The sequence below is a fragment of the Streptomyces sp. NPDC048197 genome (genome assembly GCF_043202395.1).
Classification (GTDB): domain Bacteria; phylum Actinomycetota; class Actinomycetes; order Streptomycetales; family Streptomycetaceae; genus Streptomyces; species Streptomyces siderophoricus.
In genome coordinates this window covers 139911-153333 of record NZ_JBIDAJ010000018.1, presented here as the reverse complement: position 1 = coordinate 153333, position 13423 = coordinate 139911, and the positions used below count along the sequence as shown (strand labels likewise).

Annotated in this window: 12 protein-coding genes; 4 read left to right on the top strand and 8 right to left on the bottom strand. The window is 71.9% G+C overall.

The genetic code is table 11. The annotated features are described in order from the left end of the window. Positions 1 to 8 precede the first annotated feature (8 nt). Entirely contained in the window at positions 9 to 494 is a 486-nt protein-coding gene (locus tag ACGF4C_RS23865; RefSeq protein WP_393568836.1) for a hypothetical protein, read from the bottom strand. A gap of 369 nt (positions 495 to 863) precedes the next feature. After that, the gene (rsmI, locus tag ACGF4C_RS23860) at positions 864 to 1718 is read right to left on the bottom strand and encodes a 16S rRNA (cytidine(1402)-2'-O)-methyltransferase (protein ID WP_362139994.1); all 855 of its coding nucleotides are present in this window, start codon (positions 1716 to 1718) and stop codon (positions 864 to 866) included. 101 nt (positions 1719 to 1819) lie between these two features. On the opposite strand from rsmI, the gene ACGF4C_RS23855 reads away from it, so the two are divergent. From ACGF4C_RS23855 to ACGF4C_RS23840, 4 genes are all read left to right on the top strand, one after another. After that, positions 1820 to 3559 carry a dolichyl-phosphate-mannose--protein mannosyltransferase gene (locus ACGF4C_RS23855; RefSeq protein WP_393568835.1) on the top strand — a complete coding sequence of 580 codons (1740 nt, stop codon included), beginning with the start codon at positions 1820 to 1822 and terminating at the stop codon, positions 3557 to 3559. A gap of 160 nt (positions 3560 to 3719) precedes the next feature. After that, the gene (locus ACGF4C_RS23850) at positions 3720 to 5375 is read left to right on the top strand and encodes a penicillin-binding transpeptidase domain-containing protein (protein ID WP_393568834.1); all 1656 of its coding nucleotides are present in this window, start codon (positions 3720 to 3722) and stop codon (positions 5373 to 5375) included. An 87-nt stretch (positions 5376 to 5462) separates the two neighbouring features. Then, on the top strand, positions 5463 to 5987 hold the full coding sequence (locus ACGF4C_RS23845; protein WP_393568833.1) for a YbaK/EbsC family protein: 525 nt from the start codon (positions 5463 to 5465) through the stop codon (positions 5985 to 5987). Next, positions 5984 to 6835, top strand: a complete 852-nt coding sequence (locus tag ACGF4C_RS23840; protein WP_393568832.1) for an EamA family transporter — start codon at positions 5984 to 5986, stop codon at positions 6833 to 6835. The genes ACGF4C_RS23845 and ACGF4C_RS23840 overlap by 4 nt, the downstream gene beginning before the upstream one ends. Positions 6836 to 7322: 487 nt before the next feature. Here ACGF4C_RS23840 and ACGF4C_RS23835 read toward each other — a convergent pair whose 3' ends face one another. From ACGF4C_RS23835 to ACGF4C_RS23810, 6 genes are all read right to left on the bottom strand, one after another. Further along, positions 7323 to 8528: a serine hydrolase domain-containing protein gene (locus tag ACGF4C_RS23835; RefSeq protein WP_393568831.1), complete on the bottom strand. Its 1206-nt coding sequence runs from the start codon at positions 8526 to 8528 to the stop codon at positions 7323 to 7325. A 136-nt stretch (positions 8529 to 8664) separates the two neighbouring features. Beyond that, the gene (locus ACGF4C_RS23830; RefSeq protein WP_393568830.1) at positions 8665 to 9441 is read right to left on the bottom strand and encodes an energy-coupling factor ABC transporter ATP-binding protein; all 777 of its coding nucleotides are present in this window, start codon (positions 9439 to 9441) and stop codon (positions 8665 to 8667) included. After that, positions 9438 to 10199 carry a cobalt ECF transporter T component CbiQ gene (cbiQ, locus tag ACGF4C_RS23825; protein WP_393568829.1) on the bottom strand — a complete coding sequence of 254 codons (762 nt, stop codon included), beginning with the start codon at positions 10197 to 10199 and terminating at the stop codon, positions 9438 to 9440. Before cbiQ ends, ACGF4C_RS23830 begins: the two co-directional genes overlap by 4 nt. Position 10200: 1 nt before the next feature. Beyond that, a complete protein-coding gene (locus ACGF4C_RS23820) occupies positions 10201 to 11370 on the bottom strand; it encodes an energy-coupling factor ABC transporter permease (RefSeq protein ID WP_393568828.1) in 1170 nt (389 codons plus the stop codon). A 159-nt stretch (positions 11371 to 11529) separates the two neighbouring features. Next, complete coding sequence (locus ACGF4C_RS23815) at positions 11530 to 12708, bottom strand: methyltransferase domain-containing protein (RefSeq protein ID WP_393568827.1); 1179 nt, start codon at positions 12706 to 12708, stop codon at positions 11530 to 11532. A gap of 452 nt (positions 12709 to 13160) precedes the next feature. Continuing rightward, entirely contained in the window at positions 13161 to 13370 is a 210-nt protein-coding gene (locus ACGF4C_RS23810; protein WP_393568826.1) for a hypothetical protein, read from the bottom strand. Positions 13371 to 13423: the final 53 nt, after the last annotated feature.

Below are 13423 nucleotides of genomic sequence, written 5' to 3'. Positions count from 1 at the left end.
GCCGGCGCTCACCTGCGGTGGTGCTGGAAGGGGTGCAGCAGGTCGGAGAGGTGCCAGTGGTGCTTGCCGTCCTCCGGGGGCGCCTCGGCGGTGCTGCCGGTGCGCTCCGCGGCGGGGGTGCCCTTCTTCTCGTTCTTGTCGTTCTTCTCGCCCTTGGGGATCTTCTCGCTGCCGTGCTGGCGCTGGTGCATGTTCGCAATCGCGTGGGAGACCATCGAGACCTGTCCGGAGCGCATGATGCGGACGACGTTGCTGCCGCAGCTCAGGCAGGTGGGGCAGGTCAGCGGGGACGGTACCCGCTCGCCGTCCGTGTAGTAGACGACCCGCTCCCGGCCCTTGCCGTCGAGCTGGTGGACTATGTCGTAGGCCTGCTCCCAGCCGTACCCGCACTTCATGCAGGCGAAGGAGTACGCCTCGTGGGCGGCGGGCTCGGGCTGGGGGATGGGGTGGACGCCGGTGGCGTTCGCCGCGGTGGTCTTGGCGATCTCGCTCATGCCGAAACCTCGCTTCGCTCGGCCTCGCACTCGCTCGGCGCGCACCTCTCGATGATTCGCTCGCTACGCTCGCTCATTTGCGCTCCTCTTGTCCGCTGGACAAGGTCTTCGGGAACGGTTCGTCCCTCACCCAGTGGACGCCTTTCCGGGGCGCAATGCAGCAGCTCTCCGACGGTATTGGCCCAGATTTGGCCGACGGTAGGAAAATCACCCCAACGCCTCGGCCTGCGCTTTACCTTTCCGGCCAGTCATTTACCTTCTGATGAGTCGGTTTTCTCCGTGGCCTGCGCATTATTCTTCGGCGGCCGGTTTCCGGGTGGCGCGGAAGGCGCCGGGACGCCCGCCGGGGCCCGCTTCCCAGCCGTCGTCTCAGCCCGCCTTCTCCGCGTTCTTCGCCGCGACCACCGCGTCGAAGACCTCCCGCTTGGGCAGCCCTGCCTCCGCCGCGACCGCCGCGATGGCCTCCTTGCGCCGCTCCCCCGCCTCCTCGCGGACCCGCACCCGGCGCACCAGCTCCTCGGGCGCCAGCTCCTGCGGACCGCTCTCCGGCGCACCCTCCACGACGATGGTGATCTCGCCCCGTACGCCCTCGGCCGCCCAGGTCGCCAGCTCGCCCAGCGTGCCGCGCTTGACCTCCTCGTACGTCTTGGTCAGCTCGCGGCAGACCGCGGCCCGGCGGTCCGGGCCGAAGACCTCGGCCATCGCGGCGAGGGTGTCGTCGAGCCGGTGCGGCGCCTCGAAATACACCAGGGTGCGCCGCTCGTCGGCGACCTCGCGCAGCCGGGAGCGCCGTTCGCCGGCCTTGCGCGGCGGGAAACCCTCGAAGCAGAAGCGGTCCACCGGCAGACCGGAGACGGCCAGCGCGGTGAGCACCGCGCTCGGGCCCGGTACGGCGGTGACCTTGATGCCGCGCTCGACGGCGGCCGCCACCAGCCGGTAGCCCGGGTCGGAGACCGACGGCATGCCGGCGTCGGTGACCAGCAGCACCCGGGCGCCGCCGGCCAGCGCGTCGGCGAGCTCCGGCGTGCGGGCCGCCTCGTTGCCCTCGAAGTACGACACGATCCGGCCGGTGGGCGTCACGTCCAGCGCCTGGGTCAGCCGGCGCAGCCGCCGGGTGTCCTCGGCGGCGATCACCTCGGCGGCGGCCAGTTCGGCGGCGAGCCGCGGCGGCGCGTCCGCGATGTCGCCGATGGGCGTCCCTGCAAGTACCAGCACTCCAGTCACCCGCCCATCCTCCCAGCACACCGCCGGCCCGCCGACCCGCCCCGGCCCGCCGGGCATCCGCCGGTGGCGCTCCGCACCGGTCCACAGGCCGCTTCCCTACGATGGGCCGGGTGACGAGTGACACCACCGCGACCGACGCCGCCGCGCACGCCGCTCCGGAGCCGGCCCGGCAGCCCCCCGTCTGGCAGCGGCGGCTGCGCCGATTCGGATATCCGGCCGCGCCGCCGGCCGACGTCCGGACCCGGCTGGTGCCCGCGTACCCGCGGGCGGGCGGCCGGCTGTGGGCGGTGTTCGGCGCCGGACCGGACGCGGCGGCCCGGCTGGCCCGCTGGTCGGGCTGGGGCGGCCCGCTGCTGGTGGCGCTGTTCGCGGGGGTCCTGCGGTTCTGGAACCTCGGCAGCCCGCGGAAGGTGATATTCGACGAGACGTACTACCCCAAGGACGCCTGGTCGCTGCTCCAGTACGGCTACGAGGGCACCTGGGCCAAGAACGCCAATGACGCGCTGGTGGCCCATCCGCCGCAGATCCTGCTCTCGCCGGAGCACTCGTACGTCGTCCACCCCCCGGCGGGCAAGTGGCTGATCGCGGTCGGCGAGTGGGCGCTGGGCATGAACCCCTTCGGCTGGCGGTTCATGGTGGCGCTGCTCGGCACCCTGTCGGTGCTGCTGATCTGCCGGATCGGGCGGCGGCTGATGCGGTCCACGGCGCTGGGCTGCCTGGCCGGGACACTGCTGGCGGTGGACGGGCTGCACTTCGTGATGAGCCGTACCGCGCTGCTCGACCTGATCGTGATGTTCTGGGTGGTGGCCGCGTTCGGCTGCCTGCTGGCGGACCGGGACCGCACCCGCGCCCGGCTCGCCGCGGCGCTCCCCATGAGCCCGGACGGGGTGGCCCGCCCGGACGCGGACGTCGGCGACCGGCTCCGGCTGGGGTGGCGGCCCTGGCGGATCGCGGCCGGTCTCTGCCTGGGCCTGGCCTCGGCCACCAAATGGAACGGTCTGTACTTCCTCGCGGCGTTCGCCCTGATGTCGTTCCTCTGGGACGTCGCGGCCCGCCGCACGGCCGGCGCCCGGCGCCCGTTCCGCTCGGCGCTGCGCCGCGACGCGCTGGCCGCCTTCGGCTCCACCGTCGTCGTCGCCCTGGCCACCTACCTGGCGTCCTGGACCGGCTGGATCGCCACCAAGGGCGGCTACTACCGCGACTGGGCCACCACCCCGGACGGCCGGGCGGCCGGCTGGACCTGGCTGCCGGACTGGCTGCGCAGCCTGTGGCACTACCAGACCGAGGTCTACGCCTTCCACACCGGACTGACCACCCCGCACACCTACCAGTCCAACCCCTGGAGCTGGCTGGTCCTGGGCCGCCCGGTGTCGTACTTCTACGAGGACCCCAAATTCGGCCAGGACGGCTGCACCGCGGCCGAGGGCTGCGCCCGCGAGGTCCTGGCGCTGGGCACCCCGCTGCTGTGGTGGGCGTCCTGCTTCGCGCTGCTGTACGTCCTGTACCGCTGGCTGTTCAAGCGGGACTGGCGGGCCGGCGCAATCGCCTGCGGGGTCGCCGCCGGCTACCTCCCCTGGTTCCTCTACCAGGAACGCACGATCTTCCTCTTCTACGCCGTCGTCTTCGTGCCGTTCCTGTGCCTGGCGCTGGCCATGATGATCGGCGCGATCCTCGGCCCGCCGGGGGCGAGCGAGCGCCGCCGGACCATCGGCGCCGTAGGAGCCGGCGTCCTGGTCCTCCTCATCGTCTGGAACTTCATCTACTTCTATCCGCTCTACACGGGCCTGCCGATCCCGAAGAGCGCCTGGCACCACCGGATGTGGTTCGACAGCTGGGTGTGAGCCGCCGCCGGAATTCGACGATTCCGTCACAGGCTTACAACAGCGCGTCACCGGACCGTGCCCGGATCGAGACTCGGTGCTCTTCCCGTGTCCCTTAGAGTGCGTGGCACGTTCTTGTGTGCGTATTCAAGGACGAGGCTTATGGGAGGGAATCGGTGGCATGCGCCGTGAGGTGAAGTACGGGCTGATCGGCGGATCGGTGGCCCTGGTGGCGGGAGTCGTGGGCGGCTTCACGCTGTTCGGCGGCTCGGACGACGCGACGCCGCAGGAGGTCCGGTCCGCGGACGCCGCGGCCGGTGACAACGCGCCCAAGGTGCCGACCGGCCCGCTCTCCGCCAAGGAGGTGCAGACCGCCGGCCAGGAGTTCCTGACCGCCTGGCAGTCCGGCGACGCCGCCAAGGCCGCGAAGCTGACCGACAGCCCCGACACCGCCAAGGCGGCGCTCACGACGTTCGCCAAGCGGGCCGGGTTCTCCAAGGTGACGGTGACGCCCGGCACCCCCGCCGGCGACAAGATCCCGTACACCGTCGCCGCGCAGATCGACTACAAGGGCACCGAGGCGCCGTACTCGTACCGCGCCTCGGCGACCCTCCACCGGGACAAGGCCACCGGCAAGCCGGTCGTCTCCTGGCAGCCGGCCGTGCTGTACCCGGGCCTGGCCAAGGGCGACGAGCTGCGGACCGGCGAGGCCGAGGCGCCGCCGATCAAGGCCGTGGACCGCAACGGGGTCGAGCTGACCCCCGAGGCGCACCCCACGCTGACCGGGATCCTCGCGAGCCTGCGCGACAAGTACGGCGCCAAGACCGGCGGCAAGCCCGGCGTGGAGCTGTACATCAAGCGCGCCAAGGCGGCCAAGCCGGCCGACCAGCAGCCCGACAAGACCCTGAAGGTGCTCTCCAAGGGCACCCCCGGCACGTTGAAGACCACCCTGGACGCCAAGCTCCAGTCGGCGGCCGAGAAGGCGATCCGCGGCAAGAAGTCCGCCTCGGCGGCCGCGGTCAAGCCCAGTACGGGTGAGATCCTGGCGCTCGCCAACTCCCCGGCGAAGGGCTTCAACATGGCCACCCAGGGGTCGCTGGCCCCCGGGTCAACGATGAAGATCATCACGTCGGCGATGTTCCTGGACAAGGGCCTGACCTCGCCCGGCAAGAAGCACCCGTGCCCCAAGTACTTCACGGTCGGCGGCTGGAAGTTCCAGAACGACGGCAAGTCCGAGATCAAGGACGGCACCTTCGCGCAGAGCTTCGCCGCGTCCTGCAACAACGCCTTCATCTCGCTGGCGCCCAAGCTCAAGGACGACGACCTGACGAACGAGGCGCGGGACGTCTTCGGCATCGGCCTGAACTGGCAGACCGGCATCCCCACCTTCGACGGCGCGGTGCCGGTGCAGCACGACGCGCAGATGGCGGCCTCGCTGATCGGGCAGGGCGGCGTGCGGATGAACCCGCTCAACGTCGCCACGTTCGCCGCCACGGTCCACGCCGGCTCCTTCCACCAGCCGTACATCGTCGCGCCGTCGCTGGACAACCGGACCTTCGCCAAGGCCGCCCGCGCCCTGAAGCCGTCCACCCAGTCCGGCCTGAAGTCGCTGATGAAGCTGACCGCGACCTCCGGTACGGCCGCCGAGGCGATGTCCGGGGTCAGCGGTGACATCGGCGCCAAGACCGGTTCCGCCGAGGTCGACAACCAGAAGAAGCCGAACGCCTGGTTCACCGCGTACCGCAACGACCTGGCCGCGGCGGCCGTCGTCCCGGCCAGCGGCCACGGCGGCTCCAACGCGGGCCCGGTGGTCCGCTCGATCCTCACCGCCGGCTGAACCGACCGGGGCGCCCCTCGCGGGCGCCCCTCTCACACACCGGAACCCGGTCGCATGGCCCGTACAGCTTTCGCTAGCGTGCGGGCCATGTCGCTTTCCCCCTCCGACGCCCCCACCCCCTCACCCTCCCCCTCTCCCTCCCCCGCTCACCCACGCTTCGCCCAGGCCCTCGCCGACCTCGGCCTCACCGTGCCGGTCCGCAGCTTCCCCGAGGGCACCCGCACCGCCGCCGACGCCGCCGCGGCCATCGGCTGCGAGCTGGCCCAGATCGTGAAGTCGCTGATCTTCACGGCGGACAGCGAACCGGTCCTGGTCCTGATGGACGGCGCCTCCCGCGTCGACGTGCAACGCGTCCGTACGGAACTGCAGGCCACGAAGGTCACCCGCGCCGACGCCGCCCTGGTCCGCGAGACCACCGGCTACGCGATCGGCGGGGTACCGCCCTTCGGCCACCGCGTCCGCACCCGCGTCCTGGCCGACCGCGGGCTGCTCGCCCACGACGAGGTCTGGGCCGCCGCCGGCACCCCGCACACGGTCTTCCCGCTCGCTCCCACGACGCTGATCGAGCACGCGCAGGGCAGGGTCGTGGACGTGCGCGAGCGTTCCTCGTGACCCCGCTGGTCGTCGCGGCCGTCCTCGCGGCCGCCGTGACGCACGCCAGCTGGAACGCGATCGCCCACGGCATACGCGACCAGCTCCTCGCCTTCACGCTCGTCGGCGGCGGTGGTGCCCTCTGCGGCGCGGTCCTGGCCTTCGCCACCCCGCTGCCGGCCGCCGGCGCCTGGCCCTACCTGCTGGGCTCCGCCGTCCTGCACATCGTCTACCAGGCCCTGCTCATGCGGTCGTTCAAGCTGGGCGACTTCGGGCAGATGTACCCCATCGCCCGCGGCAGCGCCCCGCTCGTCGTCACCGTCCTGGCCGCCGTCTTCGTCCACGAGACCCCCGGCCCCTGGGCCCTCGCGGGCGTCGCCCTCGCCTCCACGGGCCTGGTCGGCGTGGCCCTCTGGGGCGTCCGCGCCGCCGGCACCCGGCCGCACTGGCCGGCCATCATCGCGGCCCTCGCCACCGGTCTGTCCATCGCCTCCTACACCACCGTCGACGGCCTCGGCGTCCGCGCCGCCGGCACGCCGCTGGGCTACATCGCCTGGCTGATGATCCTCGAAGGCCTCGTGATCCCCCTCTGGGCCCTCGCCGTCCACCGGGGCCAACTCCTCACCGCCCTCCGCCCGTTCGCGGCCCGCGGCCTGGCCGGCGGAATCCTCTCCGTCCTCGCCTACGGCCTGGTCCTGTGGGCCCAGACACGCGCCCCCCTCGCCCCCATCGCCGCCCTCCGCGAGTCCTCCATCATCGTCGGCGCGGCGATCGGCGCCCTGTTCTTCAAGGAACGCTTCGGCACCCCACGGATCGCTGCCGCGGGGCTGATGGTGGTGGGGATCGGCCTGATGCTTTACGCAGGCTGAGACTCGCCGCACGTGTTCGGCTTGCCCGCCGTGGGGGTTGCTGTTCTTCCGCCTTCGGCGGGCGTGGGGGTTTGGGCCGGGGGGCGCTCGGTTTCGTTGTGGTGCCGGGTGCGGTCCTCCGGGGGCGGGTTTCCGGACTGCTTCGCTTTACGCTCCGCTGGCGCTCCGCCTTCGCTCCTTATTAGGCCCTTGGAAGCGAAGCCCGGAAACCCGCCCCCTCCGGCCCACCCCCTGCGGTCGTGAACGCGCCCCCCGCCCGGTGGGGGAAAAAGACTGGGGCTCTGCCCCAGTCCCATGCCCTCCCCGGGCGGGGGCGCCCCACCGGCGGGAGGGGGCGGACCGGAGGCGCCTGTGTTGTGGACGTAAAGCGAAGCAGTCCACAACACAGGCGCCGGAGGGCCGAACCCGGCACCCACCACCCACCAGGCGCCCCCGGCCCTAAACCCCACCCCGCCGAAGGCGAAAAAACAGAAGAGGTACGGCGGGGTCACCCGACAACGTGGGATACAGCTCGCAGCAGCGCCTGCGCACGGGGGTCCGCCGTGACGTTCCGTTGCATCCCGTTCGTCACGTAGCCGAAGGCGACGCCGGTTTCGGGGTCCGCGCAGGCAAGGGCGCCGCCGCGGCCGGGGTGGCCGAAGGAGCCGGGCGAGAGCAGCGGCGAGGCCGGGCCGTGGAGCATGAAGCCGAGGCCGAAGCGGGTGGAGACCAGCAGCGTGCGGTCGAGGCCCGCGGACTCCTCGGTGCGGGCGAGGGTGAGGGTCGCGGGGGCGAAGAGCCGCGGGTGCCCGTCGACCGCGCCGATCAGCGCGGCGTAGCAACGGGCCAGCGCGCGGGCCGTGGCGACGCCCGCCGAGGCGGGCAGTTCGGCGGCGCGGAAGGCGGGGTCGTTCTCGTCGGGGCCCGGCGAGATCGCCGCGAAGGCGCGGCTCGTGAGGGAGGTCGGGTCCTCGTACGCCGCCGCGACGGTCCGCTTGGGGCGGACGCGGAGGCCCTGGGCGGCGGGCGGCGCGGGGGCCGTGACGGGGGCCAGGCGGCCGACCCGGGACTGTTCCGCGTCCGGCAGGCCGATCCACAGGTCCAGGCCGAGCGGCCCGGATATCTCCTCGGCGACCCAGATGCCGAGGGTGCGGCCGGTGACCCGCAGCACCAGTTCGCCGAGCAGCCAGCTGAAGGTCTGGGCGTGGTAGCCGTGGTCCGTGCCCGGCTCCCAGACTGGTGCCTGGGCGGCGACCGCGGTGGGGCCGCTGGTGCCGTCGAGGGCCTGGGCGGGGGTGAGCGGGATGTCGAGGACGGGCAGTCCGGCGCGGTGGGAGAGGAGGTGGCGGACGAGGACGCGTTCCTTGCCGGCGGCCTTGAACTCGGGCCAGTACGTACCGACGGGCGCGTCCAGGTCGAGCTGTCCGCGCTGGTGCAGCAGCAGCGGGACGACGGCGGCGATGCCCTTGGTCGCGGAGCGGATCACCTGGGCGGTGCCGGCCTCCCAGGGTGCGGCCGTGCCGTCCTGCGCGCCGTCACCGTCCTTCGTACCGCCCCACAGGTCGACGACCTTCCGGCCGTGCCGGTAGACGGCGACCGCCGCCCCCCGCTCTCCGCGTCGCGCGAAGTTGGCCATGAAGGCGTCCCGGACCGGCTCGAAGCCGTCCTCGACCGTGCCCTGGACGTCCACCACTGATTCCCGCTTCCCACTCATCCGTCGCTTTCGTGACCCATCAATGGTGCAACGCGCGGATCGGTGCTGATGACCAGGGCCTCGGGCCGTGGCGTTCGTCACACGGGGGCGGCGGGGCGGGCGGTAGTCCGGGGCCGCACTGCGGGACGGGGCGTCATCACTGCGGGACGGTGACCGAGCGGGGGTCGAACCCGAAGGGGAGCTCCAGGCGGTGGGTGCGCATCAGCTCGTCGTCGCACAGCAGCTCCTGGGTGGTGCCGTCGGCGACCAGTACGCCACCGGAGAGCACGACGGACCGCGGGCACAGCTCCAGCGCGTACGGCAGGTCGTGGGTGACCATCAGGACGGTGACGTCCAACGACCGCAGGATATCGGCGAGTTCGCGGCGGGAGGCCGGGTCGAGGTTGGAGGACGGCTCGTCCAGGACGAGGATCTCCGGACGCATGGCCAGGACGGTGGCGACGGCCACCCGGCGGCGCTGGCCGAAGGAGAGGTGGTGCGGCGGGCGGTCGGCGAAGTCCTCCATGCCGACCCGGGTGAGCGCCTCGGTGACCCGCTCCTGAAGTTCGGCGCCGCGCAGCCCCGACGCGGCCGGGCCGAAGGCGACGTCCTCGCGGACGGTGGGCATGAACAGCTGGTCGTCCGGGTCCTGGAAGACGATGCCGACCCGGCGGCGGATCTCGGCGAGGTGCTGCTTGGTGACCGGCAGTCCGGCCACCGCGACGCTGCCGGCGCCGGCTTCGAGGATGCCGTTGAGGTGCAGGACGAGGGTGGTCTTGCCGGCGCCGTTGGGGCCGAGCAGGGCGACGCGTTCGCCGCGGGCGACGGTCAGGTCGACGCCGAACAGCGCCTGGTGGCCGTCGGGGTAGGCGTAGGCGAGGCCGGAGACGGCGAGCGAGGGGGCGGGCGCGGCGGCGGGTGGTGCGGTGCTCAAAGGGTCCATCCCAGGAGGCAGACGGCGAACGCGGCCAGGGGGAGGGCGGCCGCGCGGGTCCATTGTGTGCGGGTGGCGGTGGTGGCGTCGATGACGGGCATGGTGCCGGTGTAGCCGCGGCTGACCATGGCGAGGTGGACCCGTTCGCCGCGCTCGTAGGAGCGGATGAACAGTGCTCCGGCGGACTTGGCGAGCACGCCCCAGTGGCGTACGCCGCGGGCCTCGAAGCCGCGGGAGAGGCGGGCGATCCGCATCCGCCGCATCTCGTCGGTGATCACGTCGCCGTAGCGGATCATGAAGGAGGCGATCTGGACGAGCAGCGGCGGCATCCGCAGGCGCTGCAGGCCGAGGAGGAGTTCGCGCAGTTCGGTGGTGGCCGCGAGCAGCACGGACGCGGCGACGCCCAGCGTCCCCTTGGCCAGGACGTTCCAGGCGCCCCAGAGACCGGACTCGCTCAGGCTCAGCCCGAGGGCGTGCAGGCGCGGCCCCTCGGCCACGAACGGCATCAGCAGGGCGAAGGCGACGAACGGCACCTCGATCAGCAGCCGCTTGAGGAGGAAGCCGGCCGGGACCCGGGCCGCGACGGCGGCGGCCGTGATCAGCAGTGCGTAGAGCCCGAAGGCCCAGACCGCCTCGCGCGGGGTGGAGACGACGATCAGGACGAAGCCGAACACCGCGGCGATCTTGCAGTGCGCGGGCAGCGCGTGCACCGGTGAGTGCCCGTGCCGGTAGAGCTTGTGTGCGTGGCCGGCCCCCATGTCAGGCGTTCCCGCTTCCTTCGGCGGCCGGTACGGCATTCTCGGCCGCTGCCGGGTTTCCGGTTCCGTCGGCGGCCGGTGCGGGGTTCCCGGCCGGCCCGGCGTTCCTGCGGCGGCGTACGGCCACGAAGACGCCGGTGCCGGCGGCCAGGGTGGCGCCGACCCCGATGACCCCGGCGAGACCGCCGGCCAGCCGCGGGTCGGCGATGTCCTTGACGCTGTAGTCGGCGAGCGGCGAGTCCTTGGTGGCGTGGTCCTTGGCCTTGGCGTCGATGCCCTGGTCGTGGGCGACCTTCTCCAGGCCGTCGGGGCTCGCGGAGGCGTAGTAGCTGAGGCCGCCCGCGCACACCAGCGCGGCGGCGACCCCGGCCAGCCAGACGCGGCGGGCGGAACGGCGGGGGGCGGCGGCCGCGACGGGCTCGTGGGGAGCAGTGGCCGGAACGGGGTCACTGCCGGCCCCGGCCAGCGGCGAGGTCCGCAGCTCCAACGGCTTGGCAAGCCCCCGCGCCCCGTACACCAGGTCGGGCCGCACGGCGATCACCGCACCCACCGTCAGCGCGGTGATGACCGCCTCGCCGATCCCGATCAGCACATGCACGCCGACCATGGCCGCGAACACCTTCCCGATCGGCACATCGGCGGTCCCGCCCAGCGCGTAGATCCCGGTGAACGCCACCGCCGCGGCCGGCACGGAAACCAGCGCCCCGACGAACGAAGCGACGGTCACCGAACTGCGCCGCCGCGGCAGCACCTTCACCAGCAGCCGGAACACCGCATAGGCGACCACGGTCGTCACGATCGCCATATCGCTGATGTTCACGCCCAGCGCGGTCAGCCCACCGTCCGCGAAGAGCACCCCCTGCATGAGCAGCACGACCGAGACGCACAGCACACCGGTGTACGGCCCGACGAGTATCGCCGCGAGCGCCCCGCCCAGCAGATGCCCACTCGTACCGGCCGCCACGGGAAAGTTCAGCATCTGCACGGCAAAGATGAACGCCGCCACCAGCCCGGCCAGCGGCGCGGTCCGCTCCGCCCCGGCCCCGACCCCTTGCCCCGCACCCGCCAGCTCCCGCCGCGCCCCACGCAGGCTGACCGCAACGGCCACCGCAGCAACCACACCGGTCGCCGCCGACACCGGCGCATTGATGAATCCATCGGGTACGTGCATCTCAGGGTCTCCGCTTCAGGGTCTGCAACCAGCCAAGGGTTTGCAATCAGCCAATGGTGAGGCTTACTGCAACAAAGTCGCAAGAGCGCCTTGAATGCGGGACGGGCGGGGGCGCCCGGGGCGGGCGCCCCCGCCCGCGTTACTGGCCCCTCGGGAACGTCAGCCGAACGGGAGGGGCTGTGTCGGCCGCTCGAACCAGGGGTGACAGGTTCCGTCCGGCGCGATCGTCAGCCCGAAACGATCAAGACGGGGCCGGCCCTGATCCATCCACCACTTGAGGGCTTGCTCCACCTCATCCCACAGGCGCCGTGGTCCCGACTGGTACACCACGGCGTCCGGTGTACTGCTACCGAACTCGACGGCCGCCCACGACCGGCTCGCCAGGTCGAAGAACCAGGCCTTCCCGGTCCCCTTGTCCGAGCGGTTGACGACATGGGCGCAACCGGCCACGCACAGCCCTGTCACGAACCGTACGGTCTCGTAGCGGTCGCCCAGGTCGGCCAGGGTGACCGACGTGCGGGACACCTCCGCTTCCCCGGGGAACTCCGATACGTAGTCGTGGAACCGGCTCCAGTCGAGGCGCTGGTCCCGCAACTTCATGAACTCCACCATGCGGAGGAATGGCCCACTTGCGCTTCCGTCCTCCCTGACGGACAGCCGGACCAATGCGTCCTGGTCGGTGTAGTGGGTGCCCCAGGGGGCGAGGATGATCCCACCCGGCCGCGTCTGCTCCAGCCAGCGCGGCGAGATGGCTCGCACACCTGCGGTGACGATCACGCGGTCATACGGCGCTCGTGCCGACCAGCCCTCCTGACCGTCCCCGTGGACCACCTCAGGGCTGAGCCCGGCCCGCTCGAACCCGGCCCGGGCCTGCTCGGCGACAGCAGCGTCGATCTCGATGCTGACCACCCTGCCGCTGCCCAGCCGGTGGGCGAGGAGTCCGGCGTTCCAGCCGGTCCCGGTACCAACTTCGAGCACGCGCATGGCATCGCTCACGTCCAGGTCGCGCAGCATGGAGAACACGACGGACGGCATGCTCGCGGAACTGGTCGGCACGGTGCCCGGCTGGACGCCGGTGTGCCGGCCGTCGTCCCACTGGGTGACGAGAGGGACGTTCGCGTAGGCGGCGTGCTCCCATGCCACAGGATCGTCGGTGCGGGAAACCGGGACACTGCGGCCGGTAGCCATGTCGTGTGACCAGACCAGATCCGGCAAGAACAGCGCGCGCGGTACCGCCCTGAGAGTCTCCGCCCATGCGGGCGTGAGGGCTCCGGTTTCGCGGAGGAACCGCGCCAGCTCTTCACTGGCGCGGTCTTCATGCTCCGGGGTGCGTTTCACTTGCGGTGCTTCCCGTCGCCTTCGGGCATCTCCCCGTCCGGGGGTGGCGGTGGCGGCGGCTCCCAGGGCTGACCAGGGTGCCCGTCCCCATTGCCCCCGTCACCCCCGTTCCACACGATCGGTCCCGTCATCGTCGATCCCTCCTTTGACTCGTACGGAACCCGTCAGGCAGGAGCCGAACGGGTCGTGCTGCCCGCCCCGAACCGGGACGGGAGGTCTCTCTGGAACGGCTCGGCTGCAGTTCAGCGGGCAGGCCCCTCACCACAGATCACCTTCCGCACTCCGCTCCTCCCGCGTCCGGACCACCCTCAGGCTTTCGAATCCTTCAGCCGGCCACTCCCGGCGCCCGGCACACCGCAGGTAAGGAATGCCCTTCCTGATGTCCGTCACGATGGCGGAGCGACCGACCTCGTACTCGACCTCATCGCCGACCTCCGGCCACTGACCAGCGCTCATCGGGGCACCCTTTCCTGCGCCGCCTTCCGCTTCGCAATGGCTTGCTCCAGCTGAACGGCATAGAGCTCCATCTGTCCCGGGTCCATGACGAGCACGGCAGGCTCTGCAACGCCGTGGCGGTGATGAACGGTCACGGGCAGGCCGGCCTGATGTGCTCGGTCGTCGTAGACGATGTCTCGTCGGTCGGGCGTGATGTGTGAGATCACGGTGTAACTCCTCGAAGGGTTGAGGGAAGAGCCCGCCAACCCCTCTCACGGGG

Excerpts from the sequence above, each read along its gene's own strand:
- ACGF4C_RS23865 (WP_393568836.1), bottom strand. The coding sequence starts at position 494 with ATGAGCGAGATCGCCAAGACCACCGCGGCGAACGCCACCGGCGTCCAC.
- ACGF4C_RS23855 (WP_393568835.1), top strand. The coding sequence starts at position 1,820 with ATGGGCCGGGTGACGAGTGACACCACCGCGACCGACGCCGCCGCGCAC.
- ACGF4C_RS23850 (WP_393568834.1), top strand. The coding sequence starts at position 3,720 with ATGCGCCGTGAGGTGAAGTACGGGCTGATCGGCGGATCGGTGGCCCTG.
- ACGF4C_RS23845 (WP_393568833.1), top strand. The coding sequence starts at position 5,463 with ATGTCGCTTTCCCCCTCCGACGCCCCCACCCCCTCACCCTCCCCCTCT.
- ACGF4C_RS23835 (WP_393568831.1), bottom strand. The coding sequence starts at position 8,528 with ATGAGTGGGAAGCGGGAATCAGTGGTGGACGTCCAGGGCACGGTCGAG.
- cbiQ (WP_393568829.1), bottom strand. The coding sequence starts at position 10,199 with ATGGGGGCCGGCCACGCACACAAGCTCTACCGGCACGGGCACTCACCG.
- ACGF4C_RS23820 (WP_393568828.1), bottom strand. The coding sequence starts at position 11,370 with ATGCACGTACCCGATGGATTCATCAATGCGCCGGTGTCGGCGGCGACC.